This is a genomic window from Pectobacterium peruviense, from assembly GCF_003312355.2.
GTDB lineage: Bacteria > Pseudomonadota > Gammaproteobacteria > Enterobacterales > Enterobacteriaceae > Pectobacterium > Pectobacterium peruviense.
Genome location: NZ_CP161826.1, coordinates 2,593,490 through 2,612,702, shown reverse-complemented (window position 1 = coordinate 2,612,702; position 19,213 = coordinate 2,593,490). Strand labels below are relative to the sequence as shown.

Annotated in this window: 17 protein-coding genes; 6 read left to right on the top strand and 11 right to left on the bottom strand. The window is 50.1% G+C overall.

All coding sequences use genetic code 11. The annotated features are described in order from the left end of the window. Nucleotides 1–2: 2 nt before the first annotated feature. Entirely contained in the window at nucleotides 3–1,283 is a 1,281-nt protein-coding gene (gene yebS, locus DUT67_RS11855; RefSeq protein WP_113625860.1) for a membrane integrity lipid transport subunit YebS, read from the bottom strand. A 292-nt stretch (nucleotides 1,284–1,575) separates the two neighbouring features. Between yebS and DUT67_RS11850 the strand changes: the two genes are divergently transcribed. The 3 genes from DUT67_RS11850 to prc all read left to right on the top strand — a co-directional run bounded on the left by DUT67_RS11850 (nucleotide 1,576) and on the right by prc (nucleotide 4,951). Then, nucleotides 1,576–2,082, top strand: a complete 507-nt coding sequence (locus DUT67_RS11850; RefSeq protein ID WP_048260404.1) for a GAF domain-containing protein — start codon at nucleotides 1,576–1,578, stop codon at nucleotides 2,080–2,082. Between the two features lie 84 nt (nucleotides 2,083–2,166). Then, entirely contained in the window at nucleotides 2,167–2,916 is a 750-nt protein-coding gene (gene proQ, locus DUT67_RS11845; protein ID WP_113625861.1) for an RNA chaperone ProQ, read from the top strand. A gap of 19 nt (nucleotides 2,917–2,935) precedes the next feature. Beyond that, complete coding sequence (prc, locus tag DUT67_RS11840; RefSeq protein WP_113625862.1) at nucleotides 2,936–4,951, top strand: carboxy terminal-processing peptidase; 2,016 nt, start codon at nucleotides 2,936–2,938, stop codon at nucleotides 4,949–4,951. Between the two features lie 117 nt (nucleotides 4,952–5,068). Here the strand turns inward: prc and DUT67_RS11835 are convergent, their stop codons facing one another. The 3 genes from DUT67_RS11835 to DUT67_RS11825 form a co-directional block, all read right to left on the bottom strand. Then, the gene (locus DUT67_RS11835) at nucleotides 5,069–5,935 is read right to left on the bottom strand and encodes an AraC family transcriptional regulator (protein ID WP_113625863.1); all 867 of its coding nucleotides are present in this window, start codon (nucleotides 5,933–5,935) and stop codon (nucleotides 5,069–5,071) included. Then, complete coding sequence (locus DUT67_RS11830; RefSeq protein ID WP_113625864.1) at nucleotides 5,932–6,564, bottom strand: YbhB/YbcL family Raf kinase inhibitor-like protein; 633 nt, start codon at nucleotides 6,562–6,564, stop codon at nucleotides 5,932–5,934. The genes DUT67_RS11835 and DUT67_RS11830 overlap by 4 nt, the downstream gene beginning before the upstream one ends. Nucleotides 6,565–6,819: 255 nt before the next feature. Beyond that, on the bottom strand, nucleotides 6,820–7,644 hold the full coding sequence (locus DUT67_RS11825) for a helix-turn-helix domain-containing protein (RefSeq protein ID WP_113625926.1): 825 nt from the start codon (nucleotides 7,642–7,644) through the stop codon (nucleotides 6,820–6,822). 141 nt (nucleotides 7,645–7,785) lie between these two features. Here DUT67_RS11825 and DUT67_RS11820 point away from each other — a divergent pair, with 141 nt between their 5' ends. Together DUT67_RS11820 and DUT67_RS11815 are read left to right on the top strand one after the other, a co-directional pair. Further along, nucleotides 7,786–9,036: an MFS transporter gene (locus DUT67_RS11820; RefSeq protein ID WP_113625865.1), complete on the top strand. Its 1,251-nt coding sequence runs from the start codon at nucleotides 7,786–7,788 to the stop codon at nucleotides 9,034–9,036. Between the two features lie 181 nt (nucleotides 9,037–9,217). Next, the gene (locus DUT67_RS11815; protein ID WP_113625866.1) at nucleotides 9,218–9,754 is read left to right on the top strand and encodes a methylated-DNA--[protein]-cysteine S-methyltransferase; all 537 of its coding nucleotides are present in this window, start codon (nucleotides 9,218–9,220) and stop codon (nucleotides 9,752–9,754) included. 67 nt (nucleotides 9,755–9,821) lie between these two features. On the opposite strand, the gene potD is transcribed toward DUT67_RS11815, so the two are convergent. The 4 genes from potD to potA form a co-directional block, all read right to left on the bottom strand. Beyond that, nucleotides 9,822–10,865, bottom strand: a complete 1,044-nt coding sequence (gene potD, locus DUT67_RS11810; protein WP_113625867.1) for a spermidine/putrescine ABC transporter substrate-binding protein PotD — start codon at nucleotides 10,863–10,865, stop codon at nucleotides 9,822–9,824. A 90-nt stretch (nucleotides 10,866–10,955) separates the two neighbouring features. After that, nucleotides 10,956–11,732: a spermidine/putrescine ABC transporter permease PotC gene (gene potC, locus DUT67_RS11805; protein ID WP_113625868.1), complete on the bottom strand. Its 777-nt coding sequence runs from the start codon at nucleotides 11,730–11,732 to the stop codon at nucleotides 10,956–10,958. Next, on the bottom strand, nucleotides 11,729–12,589 hold the full coding sequence (gene potB, locus DUT67_RS11800; protein WP_113625869.1) for a spermidine/putrescine ABC transporter permease PotB: 861 nt from the start codon (nucleotides 12,587–12,589) through the stop codon (nucleotides 11,729–11,731). The genes potC and potB overlap by 4 nt, the downstream gene beginning before the upstream one ends. Further along, on the bottom strand, nucleotides 12,573–13,688 hold the full coding sequence (gene potA / locus DUT67_RS11795) for a spermidine/putrescine ABC transporter ATP-binding protein PotA (RefSeq protein WP_048260389.1): 1,116 nt from the start codon (nucleotides 13,686–13,688) through the stop codon (nucleotides 12,573–12,575). Before potA ends, potB begins: the two co-directional genes overlap by 17 nt. Before the next feature lie 367 nt (nucleotides 13,689–14,055). Here potA and pepT point away from each other — a divergent pair, with 367 nt between their 5' ends. After that, a complete protein-coding gene (gene pepT / locus DUT67_RS11790; RefSeq protein ID WP_113625870.1) occupies nucleotides 14,056–15,288 on the top strand; it encodes a peptidase T in 1,233 nt (410 codons plus the stop codon). 73 nt (nucleotides 15,289–15,361) lie between these two features. Here pepT and DUT67_RS11785 read toward each other — a convergent pair whose 3' ends face one another. The 3 genes from DUT67_RS11785 to phoP form a co-directional block, all read right to left on the bottom strand. Then, nucleotides 15,362–16,483, bottom strand: a complete 1,122-nt coding sequence (locus DUT67_RS11785; RefSeq protein WP_113625927.1) for a cupin domain-containing protein — start codon at nucleotides 16,481–16,483, stop codon at nucleotides 15,362–15,364. 216 nt (nucleotides 16,484–16,699) lie between these two features. Next, nucleotides 16,700–18,154, bottom strand: coding sequence for a two-component system sensor histidine kinase PhoQ (phoQ, locus tag DUT67_RS11780; protein ID WP_011093997.1), 1,455 nt, complete (start codon nucleotides 18,152–18,154; stop codon nucleotides 16,700–16,702). After that, nucleotides 18,151–18,840 carry a two-component system response regulator PhoP gene (phoP, locus tag DUT67_RS11775; RefSeq protein ID WP_011093996.1) on the bottom strand — a complete coding sequence of 230 codons (690 nt, stop codon included), beginning with the start codon at nucleotides 18,838–18,840 and terminating at the stop codon, nucleotides 18,151–18,153. Before phoP ends, phoQ begins: the two co-directional genes overlap by 4 nt. Nucleotides 18,841–19,213 lie beyond the last annotated feature (373 nt).

The following is a 19,213-nucleotide window of genomic DNA, read 5'->3' as shown; positions in this document are numbered from 1 at the left end:
TGTTATTCCACATCAGTGTTATCCCACATCAGACGGCTATCCAGCCATTCGACTGCAAGGATAGTGAGAATCACCGCTGCACCAAAATAAAAAGCAGCAGGCCCCATGGTAAAAGCGAGTAGTTGATCGCGGTTGACGAGCGACATCGTCAGGGCAATCACAAATAAATCGAGCATGGACCAGCGACCAATCCAACGGATAACGCGCAGCATCTTCATGCGCATTATTATGCTGCTTTCTGACCGAATATGAATACTGATCAGTAGCCCAAACAGCACAATAACTTTAGTAAACGGCACCAAAATACTGGCGATAAAGACCACCAGCGCGACCGGAACATTGCCTGATGCGAGTGAAAGAATACCGGAAAAAATCGTGTCCTCCGTACGTGCGCCGTTGACATAAATAATCGATATGGGCAACAGATTCGCGGGGAACAGTAAAATTATAGAGGCAATGAGCGCTGCCCAGGATTTTTGCAGACTTTGCCGCTGACGCAAGCGAAGCGGAATGTGGCAGCGGGGGCAGCGTCCTCGGTTATCCGGCGAGCTAGTGAAATGGCAAGAAAGACAGATTCGATAACGATCCGGTGCAATCAACGGTTTCAGTCGTGGGTAAAACCGCTGCCAAAGCTGGTCGGTATTTAAGTGAATCAGCGTCAACAGGCTTAAGATCATCAGTGCCAGAAAGGCGACTAGCCCGATGCCCGCCTGAACATCTGCGAATTCGCGGACTTTGATTGCGGCGACGGCCATACCGACCAGATAGATATCCAGCATCATCCACTCTTTTAATCGTTGCAACATGAGCAGAATGGGCCGCAGGTTCATACCGATTCGAGGGGCAAAAAACAGGTATAGCAGAGAAAAAACCAGCGTGAGCGGCGCGCCAACGGTACAGAAGGCGACCATACTTGCCGTGAGCGGATCTCCCTGCCGGGTGATCTGCCAAATGCCTTCGAACAGGCTGGCATTAATGGTGACACCCAGCAAACGAATGCTGATCAACGGTTCGGTAAAGGCAAACGGCATGAGTACCAGCATGGCGACGGCCATTGCAGCAAGCCGAGAAATGGTCCAGTCTCTGCCTGAACTGACTTTGGCATCGCAGCGTGGGCAGTTTGCTGTCTGGTTTCGCTTCAACTGTGGCAGCGCAAAAAAAGCATCACATTCCGGGCAGCGATGATAGCGAGCTAGAGTGGATACGGTGCTTTTCGCACCACTGGTTAGCGGTGGTCGGGGAGAAGAAAACGGCGCAGGGCTGGCTATATTATGTATTTTCATCTTTCCTGCGATCCGGTAGAAGGTGTCGAACCCCGTTATTCCCGATGGATAACGTATTCACTGCGACTCAGTGTAACTGAATGATCAATTCATAAAAGGATATGATCTCTGACCGATGTTATTTTGCTGCTGGGAATAGCACTATATGCACGACAACGATACAGTAAAGCGAATGATTCTTCGCGCGAAGGCGTTAATCTTATGGCATTCTGTAATAGATGCTTATGCAGTCTGTGTGGGATCTTTCCGCACCGTTTTGAAAAGACAACGATTATTTTATGAATAAACAGGTATGAATAAACAAGAATTTTATCAGGATCTCATCCGCGATATGTCATCGCTTATTGCGGATGAAAACCGTTTTATTACGATTTTATCAAACAGTAGTGCGCTGCTGTTTGAACGTTTGGATGGGGTTAACTGGGCAGGGTTTTACCTGTTGGATAACGACACGCTTTTCCTGGGACCGTTTCAGGGCAAGGTTGCCTGTGTACGTATTCCGGTTGGCAAAGGCGTATGCGGTGCGGCAATTGCTGAAAATCGCATTCAGCGCGTGGATGATGTTCATGCGTTCCCTGGTCATATTGCCTGTGATGCCGCGAGTAATGCTGAAATTGTGCTACCGCTTGTCGTTAACGGGCAGTTGATTGGCGTTCTGGATATTGACAGTACCCTTTATCAGCGTTTTGACGCGGATGATGAAGAAGGGCTGAAGGCCGTGGTGAGCGTACTTTGTGCTCAACTGGAAGCGAGCGATGTGATGACATTCATCAATTCTCTCACGTTGAGACAAGGTTAACGTGGCAATTGCCGATGGCGTCATTATAATGACGCCTGTTCATGCCTGCGCCGGTTGGCAAACCCGTTGTAATCAGGAAATTTCATGGAAAATCAACCTAAGTTGAACAGTAGTAAAGAAGTCATTGCCTTTTTGGCAGAGCGGTTCCCGCTTTGTTTCACCACTGAAGGTGAAACTCGTCCGTTAAAGATCGGTATTTTTCAAGATCTTGTTGAACGTGTACCGGAGTCTGATAACGTCAGTAAGACGCAATTGCGCTCTGCGCTGCGCCTTTATACCTCAAGCTGGCGATATCTGTACGGTGTGAAATTGGGTGCCCAACGTGTGGATCTGGACGGTAACCCGTGCGGTGAGTTGGAACAGCAGCATGTCGATCATGCCCGCAAGCAATTGGAAGAAGCGAAAGCGCGAGTTCAGGCTCAGCGTGCTGAGCAACAGGCGAAAAAACGTGAAGCAGCCGGAGAAACGGCAGAAGCGGCACGTACTCCTCGTCCTGCTCAGAAGCGTGCGCCGCGCCGCGATGGTTCAAACAATGCATCTCGAAACCATGCATCTCGAAGCAATACATCGCGTAAACCTTCTTCCGGCCAATCGCAGTCCTCTTCTCAGCAACCAGCGAACGCTCAACCGCGTCAGGCGAAGCCTGTCAGCAATGAACGTCAGCGGGTTGCGGTTACGGATGTTTCCAAACTGCAAATCGGTCAGGAAATCAAAGTCAGAGCCGGCAAAGACGCCATGGATGCCACCGTGCTTGAAATTGCCAAAGGCGAAGTCAGAGTACAATTGGCTTCTGGACTGGCAATGATTGTACGCGCAGAACACTTGCAGTTCTGATACGGAGGCCAACCTGGGCATGAACAACTTAATCAGAATAACCGCCATTGCAGGCTTACTGCTGGCGGGCTCTAGTTTTGCAAATGAAAACATTACGCGTGTTGAGCAGATACCTCAGCTACATCAGGAGCCTCAACATGCTACCGTTAGCGACAGGGTGGCCTCACGTTTCCTGCGTTCGCATTATCGTCAGTTTATGTTGGATGCGCAGTTCTCCGAGAAAATTTTTAACCGCTACCTCAACATGTTGGACTACAGCCACAACGTGCTGTTGGCCTCTGATGTGGCGCAATTTTCCGGGCAAAAAGCCCAGTTGGGTGACGCGCTGAAATCTGGTCAACTGGATATTCCGTACGCGTTGTACAATCTGGCGCAGAAACGTCGGTTTGAGCGTTTTCAATATGCATTGTCGCTGCTGGATAAGCCGGTAGACTTGACGGGCAATGATACGTTTGAACTCGATCGTAGCAAAGCCCCTTGGCCGCAGAACGCGGGTGAACTTAACCGCCTGTGGGATGCCAAGGTAAAATATGACTGGCTCAGCCTAAAGTTGACCGGTAAAGATGATAAAGACATCAAAGAGACGCTGACCAAGCGTTACCAGTTTGCGATTCGCCGTTTGGCGCAGAGCAACAGCGAAGATGTCTTCCAACTCGTCATGAACGCCTTTGCGCGTGAAATTGACCCGCATACCAGCTACCTGTCACCACGTAATACCGAGCAATTCAATACCGAAATGAGCCTGTCGCTCGAAGGGATTGGTGCGGTGTTGCAGATGGATGATGACTACACCATGATTAATTCCATGGTGCCAGGCGGTCCAGCAGCGAAGAGTAAAAACATTACTGTCGGTGACCGAGTGGTTGGCGTAAGCCAAAGCGGCAAGCCGATGGTGGATGTTATCGGCTGGCGTCTGGATGATGTGGTCGCGCTGATCAAAGGGCCGAAAGGCAGTAAGGTACGCCTGGAAATTCTGCCCGCAGGCAAAGGGACGAAAACCCGTATTGTCACGCTGACGCGCGAACGTATTCGTCTTGAAGACCGCGCGGTTAAAATGTCCGTCAAGACGGTCGGCAAAGATAAAGTCGGCGTGCTGGATATCCCAGGCTTCTATGTTGGGTTGACGGATGACGTAAAAGTTCAGCTCCAGAAACTGGAAAAACAGAACGTCAGCAGCATCGTGATTGACTTGCGGACTAACGGCGGCGGTGCGCTGACGGAAGCAGTAGGCCTTTCCGGTCTGTTTATCCCAAGCGGCCCTGTGGTTCAAGTACGTGATAATAATGGCAAAGTGCGCGAAGACAGCGACACCGATGGCATTGTGTATTACAAAGGCCCACTGGTGGTGCTAGTAGACCGCTTCAGTGCTTCCGCTTCTGAGATCTTCGCGGCGGCGATGCAGGATTATGGTCGTGCATTGATCGTGGGTGAACCGACGTTTGGTAAAGGCACCGTACAGCAATATCGCTCGCTGAATCGGATTTACGATCAGATGCTGCGCCCTGACTGGCCTGCGCTGGGTTCCGTGCAATACACGATTCAGAAGTTCTATCGCATTGACGGCGGCAGTACTCAGATGAAAGGCGTGACGCCTGACGTGATGATGCCAACGGGCACCGAGACGGTAGATACCGGCGAAAAGTTCGAAGATAATGCGTTACCGTGGGACAGCATCAAAGCGGCCAACTACATCAAGAGCGGCGATCTGAAGGCGCTGATTAGCAAACTGAATGAGCATCATCAGGAGCGTATCGCCAAAGATCCTGAGTTCCAGTTTGTTGCGCAGGATATTGCCCGCTACAACGCGATGAAGGATAAGCGCAACCTCGTGTCGCTCAATCTTGCTCAGCGTGAGAAAGAGAATGACGATGATGAAGCGATGCGTCTGAATCGGATTAACGACCGACTGGCGAGAGAAGGTAAGAAACCGCTCAAATCGCTGGAAGATTTGCCAAAAGATTACCTGGCTCCCGATCCTTATCTGGATGAAACGGTGAAAATCGCTAACGATTTGGCGCAAGACCAGAAAGAGTAATACGCCAACGTTGTTCTGATCATCTTTTGACCGTCCTCAAGCGCCCTGTTGGTTTATCTGACAGGGCGCTTTGTTTTAGATATTGCAGGATGGTGGCGCTACTCCGCCAAGAGTGGATTAACGAATCTTGGTAGGTGAACAGCCAAAACGGGTTTTAAATCGTTCAGAAAAACGAGCCGAGGATTTATACCCACAAGCCTCAGCCAGACGTTGCATACTCCATGACGTCGTCTGTACCAACATCATCGCGTGCTGCATCCGCGTCTCTAATAACAGCACTTCAAAACGCGTCTGCTCGGCGGATAACCTTCGGCGTAGCGTGGCTTCGCTCATTGCCAGCAAACGGCCCGCAGACTGTGCGGTCCAGTGGCGTTCCGGTTCCTCACTGATAAGCGCACGTAGCTGGGTGGAAACGCCAGGCTGTGGCGGTGCGCCAAAGCGATATCCTCGTTCTGACAGCACCAGCAGCATATCCATCAGCCGGAGTTCGAGACGTGATTCATTGAGCTCGTTGCCTGTAATCCCTTCAACCAAATACTGCAATGTGCTGGTGAGTGCGCTATCCAGCGTGAGGATAGTGAAGAGATGAGGATGATGCGCCGATGCGGATTCATCAGGATAGCGGAGATAAAAACGCGCCAGAAGCATGGGTGAAAACGTCAGGAAGATTGATCGAAAAACGGAGTCATAACCGCCGGGTGTTTTCGTCAGATCGACATTCGCATCAGGTGTAATCAGGCAAAGCTGAGACGGCGTGTCGACAATCGTCGTTTTGTTCTGTTCGATAATGGTCAATTGACCAGAAAGAACCAGCAGAAGCGTGGCCTCATAAAAATGAAAACGCGTTGTTTGCTGTGGTGTGCGCAGATGAGGCTGTGCTAATGCGCACAGGCCATACCGCTGTAGCGGCTGGCCTGATGGCAAACGCCACTCCGCCTCTGCAATGAGAGACGGAGAAGCAGGGCGTAAAGCGGTCACACTCATAGCAATTGAGGATTCAGCGTATACAGTCCGGTGAGTTTCGCTTCTGCGAGTACTGGTGCGTTAGCCAGCGCTGCTCGGACATTAGCGCCGTTAATCTCACCTTCTATCGCTAAAGACGGCGTCGCGAGAGCATAAAGTGTGAAAATGTAGTGATGTACGAGCGCATCGTTCCACGGCGGGCATGGGCCATCATAGCCATAGTAAGTGCCTTTCATCTGTTCGTCGGTGGCGAACCAAACAGTGTAGTCATTGATGCCGTGTTTGAGTCCTGTTGGGGCATCTGGGCCTGCTTTTCCGCGCGGAGTAATGCTGCTGGAATGCGAAGCGGCGGCGATTTCGCTGACGCTGGCTGGAATATCCAGCAACAGCCAATGGTTGAAATCAACACGCGGCAGGGAGGCGCTAACCTCGCGGCCTTCCTGATTCACATCGTCACCACGGCTGGGTACATCCGGGTCGTGACAGATCAACACGAAAGACTGTGTCCCTTCAGGAGCGCCGTGCCAGACAAGGTGGGGATTGTGATTAGAAGACAGTGCAATGTGGTTGTTTGCATCAGGAACGGCAAAGGCAAATTCACCCGGGATATTTTCGCCGTCCTGAAAACTATGGCTGGAGAGTTGTAGCATGATGGTGCTCCTATCGTGATCCTTATGAGTGTTGAATCATTATAGAAGAATCCGCGTGTAATTATTTTCCTAATGCCGTCAGGATAATGCTTTTAGCTGTCAATATGATGGCTTTAGGTGCGAAAACTTGCCAACTGATGTTAAAGAAATGACGTCACATATGGATGCAGGGGGCTGACAAAACCCGTCGAGTGATGATTCGGATGCGCTAAACGAGCGTTCAAGCCACCAGCAAGTGTTAGCGCATGGACTACGTCACTCATCATTATGAATGTCAGATAGTCCTGAAAAACCTGAAGGAGTCTGACCCGTCACTGAGCGAAATGCGGCAACGAAGGAAGAGGGGCATGAAAAGCCCAGTTTATAAGCCACATGTTTGACCGGCATACCGTTAGAAAGCAGGTCCATAGACACAAAAATCCGTGCCCGTTGCTTCCAGGTCCGAAAACTGCATCCGGTATCCTCGGTGAAATAGCGTGAAAAAGTACGTTCAGACATTGCAACCCGCCCCGCGAATTCACTTAGGGAAACGTTCCATCTATCGTTGACGAGCATATCTTGAGCCACTTTATGTAGTTTATCGTCACATGGCATCACCAGATCGACAGGAAGCGCTTCGGTTTCATTCACTATTCTGAGCAATAATTGGGCGATCAACTTTTGTGTCAAGTGGTTGAAAGATTTCTCAAACAAACTGGATATCAGGTGTTGTGCGAAAGGCGTCATGCCGATGACATGAATGTGATCCAACGTTTTCATACCGCAGGCTTCTGCCACAAACGAAGGTGTGAAGTACAACGTTCTTAATTCAGTATGAGAAAGCAAGGTGAAGGAATGCCACTGCTCTGCCGGTAGCCAAAGCGATCGTTGAGGGGGAACGACCCACTGCCGACTATCTGTTTGAACCAACATCACACCTTTTACCGCATAAAGCAGTTGCCCTCGCTTATGCTTGTGTGACGGATTCAATGTGCCCCGTTCGTATGATCGGGCGAGACATCCCCAGTCGGCATTGTTCATTTCTATTGTCATTTCATCTATATCGATTGGCGTATCAAATTCAGTTGATGCCGTTATCATAGTTTTTTTCGCAAGTATGTACGAATGAAACGACATTTTTTCTGTGAAATATTCGGAGTCAGGTACCGGCCAACAAGGGGTTATGGTGAAAACTGGCATGCAGATAATGTTGTTTCTCACCTGCCAATGAGAAAGTAAAATATGTCTTCTACTGAAGTAAGCGAACCAACACCAACACAGTCACATGTTGGGAATGACACTGGAAAATTTTTGGTTAACATCGTCGGTGCAGTGGCGTTAACTCACGCATGCAATGATGTTATTCAGGCGACACTGCCATCAATTTACCCGATGTTGAAAGAAAATTTCACGCTGTCGTACGCACAAATCGGCATGATTGCGTTGGTTTACCAAATCACGGCCTCCCTTCTTCAGCCTTGGGTCGGTTTGTATACCGACAAACGTCCTAAACCCTATCTTTTACCCGCAGGGATGGTCGTTACGTTTATTGGTATCGGTTTGTTGGCAATAGCTGACAGCTTTACCTTGTTGCTCGTCTCTGCGGCATTAGTTGGTGTGGGGTCGTCCACATTTCACCCTGAGGCTTCACGGGTGGCCCGCATGGCTTCCGGCGGAAAGTTTGGCACCGCTCAGTCAGTTTTTCAGGTCGGGGGAAATGCTGGCACCGCATTCGGTCCTTTGATTGCCGCACTTTTGATACTTCCTCACGGGCAAATGTCAGTGGCGTGGTTAATGATCATCGCGTTCATTGCCATTGTTATTTTGACCCGTATAAGCCGTTGGACTATCGCTCACGGACATGCGCAGAGCAAAAAACACGATAGCCTCAGTGGTGAAAAGTTACCCCGAGACAAAGTTATTCTTGCCGTTGCCATTGTCAGTATTTTGATGCTGACAAAGTTCACCTACATCGCCTCCATCAGCAATTACTATACATTTTACCTGATTCAACGTTTTGATATTACCTTACGCGACGCACAGTTCTGCCTGTTTGCTTTCCTTGCAGCTGTCGCGATTGGAACGTTTGCGGGTGGGCCGGTTGGCGATCGTATTGGTCGCAAAGCAGTGATCTGGATATCATTTTTAGGGGTTATTCCTTTTGCTCCGATCCTGCCGCATGCAAATTTTTTCTGGACCGTCACGCTAACACTCATCATTGGTTTTGTACTGTCTTCTGCGTTTGCTGCACTTGTGGTGTATGCACAAGAGGTTGTGCCAGGAAGAACGGGTATGGTTGCTGGAATTATGTTCGGCACCATGTTTGGTGTGGGCGGAATTGCTGCCGCCAGTTTAGGTAAGTTGGCAGATATCTATGGAATTGTGTCGGTCTATGATGCCTGTGGTTATCTTCCGTTGCTTGGGCTAGCGACTTTATTGATGCCGGATTCGCGCAGAAAATCAAAATCGCTGCCGCTGAATAATCTGTCTTGATATTTATAAGTCATTTATCGTAAGCGTGATTCGCTTTGGCATGACGGGTGAGTGCGTAAGTGTTGTTAGATCTGTCACCGTTTCATCACAGTACGTCTCTGTGTTGTTTCTACCTAAAGCAACACATAGCCACTACTTCAGATGTTTGTTAATGCATCTCACCCAACAAAAGGGACACAATATGTTTTTCAGCCAGTATGATTCTCCAATGGGGGAGATTACGATAGCAATCGATGGGGAAAACTTGACTGGGCTCTGGTTTGTCGGTCAAAAATATTACGCGCAGTCCTTTCAAGTAGAACCGTCGATAAGCCCCGAACTTCCGCTTTTTTCCGCCATTAAACGATGGTTAGATGCTTATTTCTCCGGCCATAATCCCGCCCTCGATGCACTGCCATTGGCACCAAGTGGCAGTGATTTTCGACTGGCTGTTTGGCAACGGTTATGTCAGATCCCGTATGGTGAATATGTCACATACGGAACCGTAGCCAGAGATGTTGCGGCTGTTATGGGTAAAACCAGCATGTCAGCGCAGGCTACCGGTGGGGCGGTTGGCCACAACCCAATATCTATTATCATTCCCTGCCACCGGGTTATTGGCACCAATAACAGCTTGACCGGGTATGCGGGAGGTATCGCAAAAAAAATTCAGCTACTTGAACTGGAAGGGGTTAACACCGTGAATATGAGCGTCCCTATCAAAGGGACGGCTTTATGATAATGATCGTCTCTAGTCGATCGGATAAAGAAGCAGCATTGCTATCACGTGACACGATATCTCGCGATTAACGACCCGCTTTTAGCTGTTGGAAATAAGTTTCATACAGCGTGCTGGCGCTGCCAACGTCGTTCTGCCATTCGCCTTTGCCGATGGTTTCATCATCTGGGTACAGTGTTTTGTCACCTGAAACTTCAGGTGGTAGTAGTTTCTTTGCCGCCAGATTAGGTGTTGGATAGCCGATAGTTTCTGCAACTTGAGCCGCCACGTCTGGGCGCAGCAGGAAGTCGATCAGCTTCATCGCACCGTCGACGTTCTTGGCGTTGGCTGGAATTGCCAGGCTGTCCATCCAGAAGATGCCACCTTCTTTGGGCCAGATGACATCCAGCGGTGTGCCAGCTTGACGTGCCACATAGGCAGAACCGTTCCATATCATACCCAGATTAACCTCACCTTCAATGAACGGGTTACCGGGGTTGTCCGAGTTGAACGTCAACACGTTCGGCATTAGGGTTTGCAGCGCTTTATAGGCTGCCTCAATCTCTTTAGGATCGGTGGTGTTTGCGGAATAACCCAGCTTACGCAGGGCGATTTGGAACACTTCACGTGCATCGTCCGTCAGCAGCAGGCTATTTTTGTACTTCGTATCCCACAGATCGGCCCAACCGGTGACGCTGGCAGGGTCAATCACTTCATGATTAATACCAATCGCCGTTGCGCCCCAGATATAGGGAATAGAGTAATCGTTGTTTGGATCGAAAGATTTATGTAGCAAGTTTGGATCGAGATTATGGAAGTTGCTGAGCTTGCGGGTATCAATCTTTTGCAGCATGCCTTCTTTACTCATCTTGGAGATGAAATAGGTCGACGGCACGACCAAATCGTAGGCGCTGTCTTTATAGGTTTTCAGCTTAGCGTACATGCTCTCGTTGGATTCATAGGTGGAGTAAATCACCTTGATTCCCGTTTCTTTAGTGAACTGTTCCAACAGACCCGGCGGCACGTATTCGGTCCAGTTATAGAAATAGAGCGTTTTGCCATCGTTGGCATTGGCGGTGCTGATGCCGAACGCCATCGCGCACGCTGCCAGTAGGTGTGGCCACTTTTTCATTATGTTTACCTCCTTATAGGTCCCAAAGAAAATACCTGTCTGATGCCGACAGAGATGAAAATAACGGTATTTATCGTGCGAGCTGCAATCTTATTTTCTGGTGCGGTCACGTAAAATTAGCTGGCTGCTGAGCACCAGCAGGAGCGACAGAATCAGCAGGATCGTCGCCAGCGCATTGACTTCCGGGGATACGCCGACCTTTACCATTGAGTAAATCTTCAAGGGCAGAATTTCATACGCGGGCCCGGTGACAAACGAAGAAACCACCACGTCATCCATCGACAGCGTAAAGCTGAGTAGCCAACTGGCGGCCACCGCGGGCATCGCCAGCGGCAGAATAATCTTGCGCAGAATAATCACTTCGCTGGCGCCTAAATCGCGCGCGGCTTCCAGCATTCGTACGTCAAACCCTTTCAGACGCGAGTAGACGGTCACCACCACGAATGGCAGGCAGAATGTGATGTGGGAAAACAGCAGCGACCAGAACCCGAGTGAGATGCCCAACAACATGAAAAGCACCAGTAGCGAAATTGCCATCACGATATCCGGCGACATCATTACCACGAACAGCATGCCGCCGACAAAAGGCTTGCCGCGAAAACGGTAGCGATACAGCGCGACGGCTGTCAGAGAGCCAATCAGCGTGGCAAACGTCGCGGAAAACACCGCCATCGTCAGCGAGTGCTGTGCGGCCTGAAGCAGGCTGTCGTTGTTCATCAGCAGCCGATACCAATCCAGCGTAAATCCCTGCCAGTTGATGCCAAAACGCGCCTGATTAAATGAATTCACGATCAGAATAATGATCGGAATGTACAGATAAGCGTAAATGATGGACATAAATCCACCGCGGATTAAGCGTCCAGTCATTCCAGCTCTCCCTTTTTATTCAGCAGTCGAGCCGTGCGGTAGTAGATAAACAGCAGTACGCCCATGACTAACGTCAGGCAGATGCTGGTGGCAGCACCAAACGGCCAATCACGTATATTAAGGAACTGGCTTTTAATGACGTTACCGATCAGCAAATTCTTTGCACCACCCATCAGGTCGGCCACGAAGAACAGCCCCATGGCGGGCAGCAACACCAGCAAGCATCCAGCGATAATTCCCGGCATAGTCAGCGGGATCACCACGCGAATAAAGGTTTGCCATTTATTGGCACCCAGATCGCGGGCGGCTTCAAGGTAGGCTTTATCGAGTTTTTCAATACTGGAGTAGAGCGGTAGCACCATGAACGGCAGCAGGATGTAAATCAGGCCGAGAATCACCGCTTCAGACGTGTACATAATCCGCAGCGGCGTATCGATTAGGCCGGTCCAGAGCAAAAATTCATTCAGATGACCACGCGTGCTGAGGAAAATTTTTAGCCCGTAAATACGGATCAGTGAGTTAGTCCAAAACGGCACAATCAGCAGAAACAGCATCAGTGGCTGAATTTTTTTCGGTAAACGCGCCAGAATAAAGGCAAACGGATAGCCCAGCAGTAAACAGCAGAGCGTAGCGATAACGGCCATGTTCAGCGAATGCAGTAGTACTGAAGCATAAAGCGGGTCGACCAGACGCGTATAGTTTTCCAGCGTAAAGACCAGACTGACGAAATGCGTGTCATCGCGCGTCAGAAAACTGGTTCCGATGATCATCAGATTGGGCAGGAAAACAAACAGCACCAGCCAGGCAACGATGAGTGTGATAATGATATTTTGAAAGCGTTTACGCGACGTCTTCATCGTGCAGGACTACCTCCCAACTTTCCACCCAGGTAACGTCCACTTTCTGGTTGAGTGAATGATCGAAGTCGGGATCGTCTTCGTTAAAGAACTCGCTGACCATGACCATTTTGCCGTTTTCCAACTCGATGTTGGATTCCAGCGTCATGCCTTTATAGTTGCGCTCGCGCACGTAGCCAACCATCCCTTCAGCCTGCATGCCGTCGCCCAGTTCTTCAACGCGTAAATCCTCCGGTCGCAGCAGCACGTTAAGGTGTTGTCCGACGTTGACCAGAAAACTGACGGTGATCACGCATTCGTGGCCTTCGACCTGAGCGCGTACTCTTTGTTCATCCAATAGCTCTAGTACGATGGCATCAAAAATATTGATTTCGCCGATAAAACTGGCGACGAATAGATTTTTAGGCTCTTCGTAGATTTCACGCGGCGTGCCGTCTTGCTCGATGCAACCCTCGCGCATCACCACGATGCGGTCGGACATGGTCAGCGCTTCTTCCTGATCGTGCGTGACGAAAATAAAGGTGATGCCCAACTTGCGTTGCAGCGCCTTAAGCTCGTTCTGCATCTGCTTGCGCAACTTATAATCGAGTGCGGACAGAGATTCATCCAGCAGCAGAACCTTCGGCTGGTTGACGACGGCGCGGGCGATAGCAACGCGCTGTTGCTGGCCACCGGATAACTGGTGTGGGCGACGCTGTGCTAACTCGTCCAACTGCACCATTTTTAGTGCTTCAATTACGCGCGGCGTTATTTCTGCGGCAGGTGTTTTCTGCATACGCAGGCCAAATGCCACGTTCTCAAACACGCTGAGATGAGGGAATAGCGCGTAACTTTGAAATACGGTATTAACGTGTCGCTGCTCAGCCGGCTGGTGGGTAATATCCTGCTTTTCCAGCATGATGCTGCCACTATCGACCGTTTCCAGACCCGCTATCAGACGCAGTACGGTGGTTTTTCCGCAGCCGGATGGCCCGAGGATCGTCAGGAACTCACCGTTATTAATGGTGAGATTAAAATGCGAAATGATGTCTTTACCATCAAAGCCTTTATGGACGTTGAGCAATTCAACGACTGGCACAGTCAGGGAGTTTTCTTTCATTAAGGTATAGCTCTATTTCCTGATTTGGCAGATCAACGGCATCTCCGTTGCGATCGTGCCAAGGGTTATCACCTTTCAGCTAGCGTGCGCGGTTAAGGGCGGCATTTTACGGGAAACGTTACCTAACGCCAACTTGTGTGGCCCGACTTCCTGCCACTATAGACGTGAATGGCGGTGATTCAGCCAATGAATTAGCACGCATGTTTCCTTATTGTTACCTGATTTGGGAACACTTCGTGACGCTGCTACCGCTTTTTGCTCTGAATTCTAGTCCTATGGTTTGTTAAATCGGAAAAAAACTGACCTGACGCAATATCTGCCGTGGTAGCCCTATCCATAATGCCTTTCAGGGTTCAGGGGGCATAAGATGGATAAATTACTCGACAGATTTTTAAACTACGTTTCGTTTGATACACAGTCTAAATCCGGTGTTCGGCAGGTGCCGAGTACCGACGGCCAGTTGAAACTGGCGCGTGCGTTGCAGCAAGAACTGCTCGAACTGGGATTTGAGCAGATCGTACTTAGCAAACAAGGTTGCCTGATGGCGACGCTTCCGGCGAACGTTGCCTGGTCAGTACCTGCTATCGGCTTTATTTCACATATGGATACGTCGCCAGACTTTAGCGGCAAAAATGTGAATCCGCAGATTCTAGAAAACTATCGCGGTGGTGACATTGCCTTGGGCATGGGGGATGAAGTGCTGTCGCCCGTCATGTTCCCAGTGCTACACCAACTACTGGGGCACACGCTGATTACGACAGACGGCAAAACGCTGCTGGGAGCCGATGATAAAGCAGGGATCGCAGAAATTATTACCGCACTGGTGCGTCTGAGAAAGAACCAACTGCCGCACGGGGATATTCGTATTGCCTTTACGCCTGATGAAGAAATTGGCAAGGGCGCGCAGTTTTTTGATGTCAAAGCGTTTAACGCGCAGTGGGCTTACACCGTAGACGGCGGTGGCGTCGGCGAACTGGAGTATGAAAACTTTAATGCCGCGTCGGTTCAGGTGAAAATTGTCGGTAATAATGTACATCCTGGTAGCGCCAAAGGCGTGATGGTGAACGCGCTGACACTGGCCTCTCGCTATCATCAGCATGTGCCTGAGAGTGAATCACCGGAGCAGACAGAAAGCTATCAGGGGTTTTACCATCTTCACAACATGAAAGGCTCTGTAGAGCGGGCTGACTTGCACTATATCGTCCGGGATTTCGATCGTAACGGCTTTGAACAGCGTAAACAGACAATGCTGGATATTGCGGAAAAGGTCGGCGCGGGGCTGCACCGAGATTGCTACATTGAAGTCACGATTACTGATACCTACTACAACATGCGTGAGCAGGTTGAGCAGCATCCGCACATTATCGCGCTGGCACAGCAGGCGATGCGGGATTGTGATATTGAGCCAAATATGAAGCCAATTCGCGGTGGTACTGACGGCGCACACCTGTCATTCCAAGGGTTACCATGCCCAAATCTGTTTACCGGTGGCTACAACTATCATGGCAAACATGAATTTGTCACGCTGGAAGGAATGGAAAAGGCCGTGTCTGTGATTATGCGCATTGCAGAGCTGACTGCGCTGCGTGCGAAGCCGTAAGCATTACCATTTTGCAGAGACGAATAAGGCGGGAAATTCCCGCCTTATTCTTGTGTAACCGATTATCTTGGTTTTAATCCGCAAAATACCAGTAACCGCTGTTAATCAGTACCGTGAGCTGCGCAAGGAAAGAAGGATCTTCCAGCGCATCACCCAGCAGTTCCGCATTGATGGCGGGGTGCTCAGCCAACGCAAACAGCGCTTCCTTGTGTGTACTGTTCACTTTCTCCCCGTTAACGAAGCAGCCATCCCCAACGCAGATAACACGCAGACCGCCTAGACGACGCAGTGGTTCACCCTGTTGCAGATACTCATACACCTCGCCAGCCTGATACGGTGGTTCCGGTGGCGAGAGGTCAAGCTCATGGCGAGACTGGGAAATAAACTCACCAAACCAGTTCTGGAAATGTTCCGGTTGCTGTACTAGCTCCAGCATCATTTTTTGCAGTGCATCCAGCTCTTGCGGCAATACGCTGGCGATATGATCTCGGGATGGGATGTTGGGATCGCTGTAGCGATAGCTGCCGAGTTCGCGGGAAAGCACATAATCCGCAAAACCGCTGACCAGTTCGCGAGCATTTGGCGCCCGGAAACCCACGGAGTAGTTGAGCGAATTCTCCAGCGAATAGCCTTCGTGCGGGAAGCCCGGCGGAATATACACGATATCGCCCGGTTCCAGCTCTTCATCAATAATGGCTTCAAACGGGTCGACCTGAAGCAGGTCTGGGTGCGGGCAGTGCTGCTTCATCGGTATTTTTTCACCGACACGCCAGCGGCGACGTCCCGTTCCCTGAATAATGAAAACATCATACTGATCCAGATGTGGTCCTACGCCACCACCGGGAACGGAAAACGAAATCATCAAATCATCAGTACGCCAGTCTGGCAGTTGTCTAAATGGCTGCATCAAGGCGGAAGAGGGCTCATGCCAGTGATCGACCGCCTGCACTAACAGCGACCAATTGCTTTCACCCAGATGGTCGTAGCTCTCGAAAGGACCATGGCTCACCTGCCAACGCCCATTCTGATGGCTGACTAGCCGGCTATCGACCTCATTTTCCAATGCCAGACCCGCAAGTTCATCGGGTGAAATCGGATCGATAAAATGGGTAAAACCGCCTTTAATCAGGAGCGGACGTTTTTGCCAGTAGTTCGCTAAAAAATCCTGCCAGTCGAGATTAAGTTGATAGTCCATACCGTTTTCCAGAAATTCGTTTTTTGAGGAAATGACTGTTCTTGAAGACATGATTTTTCTTGAAGTAATCCGTATTTTAAAACAATCCGCATTTTGACAATAAGTATATACCCTAAATAATTCGAGTTTCATGCAGGCGGTAAGAGAACTAATCCAACGTACATGCAACTTGAAGTATGACGAGTATAGCGGAAGCATTGCTGGCTGTACTGTCTTTCACCCTTCGTTCGAACTAAGGTTCTGGCGGGAGAAAATGGCCTCGACTCGGGCACCACCCAGTGCGCTGTCGCTGATGAGGATCTCACCCTGATACTGTTCGATAATTTCGACGGCAACGGCGAGACCGATACCTTGTCCGGGGCGCATGCGGTCGGCTCGTTGCCCACGCAGGAAGATCATTTCGCGCTTGCTTTCGTGGATGCCGGGGCCATCGTCATCGATAATCAGATGCAGCTTGTGATCGGAATATTGCACGCTGATTTCAACAAATTCCAGGCAGTACTTACAGGCGTTATCAAGGATATTGCCCAGTACTTCCATAAAATCATTCTTCTCGCCCACGAAGGTCAGCTCGGGTGGAATATCGAGCGTCAATACCACGCCTTTGCGCTGATACACCTTATTTAACGCAGAACACAGGCCATCCAGCAGCGCCGGAACCGAGTGTACTTCACGTATCAGCAGATTATGCTCGGAGCGCACGCTGGCGCGATGCAGGTAATAACCAATCTGCTGTGAGATGCGACTGATCTGTGCCAGCATGATCGGCTCAGCCTGATCGATAGTGATTTCTTTGCCGGTACGCAGCGCGCGTAACGTGGTCTGCAAGACCGCCAGCGGCGTTTTCAGACTGTGGGTGAGGTCAGTGAGCGTCGTGCGATATTTATGGTAGCGCTGGCGTTCGTTATTCAGCAGAATATTCAGGTTTTTCACCAAACTGAACAACTCACGTGGCGGCTTTTCATCCAACTGATCGCGCGTGCCTTTTTCCAGTTCAGCGATCTGTTTTACCAGATGCTGAATAGGGCGCAGGCTCCAGTGAGCGCCTAGCCAAAGCAGGGGAAGCACCAGCAGAAGGTTGGCGATCAAGACATAGCTGAACCATTCCCACACCACGTCTTCCTGTTGTAACTCTTGCGGGATGCGGTCAACGACGACAATGGTGATGGAGGGGAGATGATCGGTCTTGGGATACACGTTCACGGCGATGGAATGGGTTAGCGCATTGCTATGTGCGCCATTCAGCGCCCGCAGGCTGCTCAGTAATAAGGTATTGCCTGTTAATACCGCGCTGCTGGTATCGGTGTCGGTATCCAATTCGTGATAGGCCGTCTTGTTCAGCCACTCTGGTTTTATCAGCGCTTCCAGCTCGGGAACATGCTTTTCGCGCCAGAGTACGTTGCCATTCTCATCATATATCAACACCAGCGTGGGGAAATTGATGTCGACATCGGGGGGCGTGACGATATTCAACTGGTTATCGCGCCACTGTGCAAGGCTGTAGTAGAGGTTACTTTCGCCACGTAACAGGCGGAATGAGGTTTTATCAAAATTGACGCTGTAACCGATAATGGCGACGACGCCATAGGCCAACGACAGCGCCAGCACGATGGCCGCTGTCGCGAGTAGAAAACGAATGCGAAGCGAGAAAGGCTGCTTCTTATCACTCATACTGGGCCTGAGGGCGTATCAATATCAAAGCGATATCCTTGTCCGCGTACGGTAGTAATTACATCTTGCGCGTCCGCCTGCTGAATTTTCTTGCGTAACCGTCCCATCAGTACATCAATGGTGTGGCTTTCCCGTAGTTCCGCATCGGGATACAGCTGTAGCATCAGCGACTCTTTGCTGACGACTTTACCCTTGTTGCGAATCAGCGTCTCGATAATCGTGTATTCAAACGCAGTCAGCTTGATTGGGGCGCTGTGGATCATCAGTTCGCGGCGCGACAAATCGATCTCGAAGGGCGGCAGACTGATAATTTGTGATGCCAAACCACTATTGCGCCGCATCAACGCCTGCAAACGCGCCACCACTTCTTCCATATGGAACGGTTTAGTCACGTAATCGTCCGCCCCCGCTTCCAGCACGGCCACTTTGTCCTGCCAGCCTTCACGGGCGGTCAACACCAGAATAGGCAGTTTGACCTGATGCGCACGCCAGCGACGAATCATGCTCATGCCATCTTCATCGGGCAATCCGAGATCGACAATCGCAATATCCGGCATGTTTTCATGCAGAAAATAATCTGCTTCTTTAGCGTCAGACGCCGCGTCAACCTGATGCCCCATTTCGTTCATCTGAACGGTTAAATGATGGCGTAGCAATACATTATCTTCAACGACCAGAATCCGCATCGTTATATCCTCTGTCGAATAGATAGAATCATATTTATTGAAATGCTTTTATGTAGCCTATCTTTCACGTCTGTCGCTCCCGCGTATCAGCATTATACGCAGAGAAAGTCATTTATTTTATTTGTTAAATTATCCACAGGAAGGGTAAACCGGGTATAAACAGGCTGGAAATGGTTATACTCGTCATACTTCGAGTTGCATGTGTGTTGGCTACGCTCAGTCACCCGAATCACTTACTTGAGTAAGCTCATCGGGATGAAATGAGAGACTTCCTGTCTCTCACCGAAGGCCAGCCGTTGGCTGGTCAAATTCGTTCCCGACGAGTTTGTCCTTCGCTTGCCGCCTACCTGAAACCCGAATTATTTAGAGTATG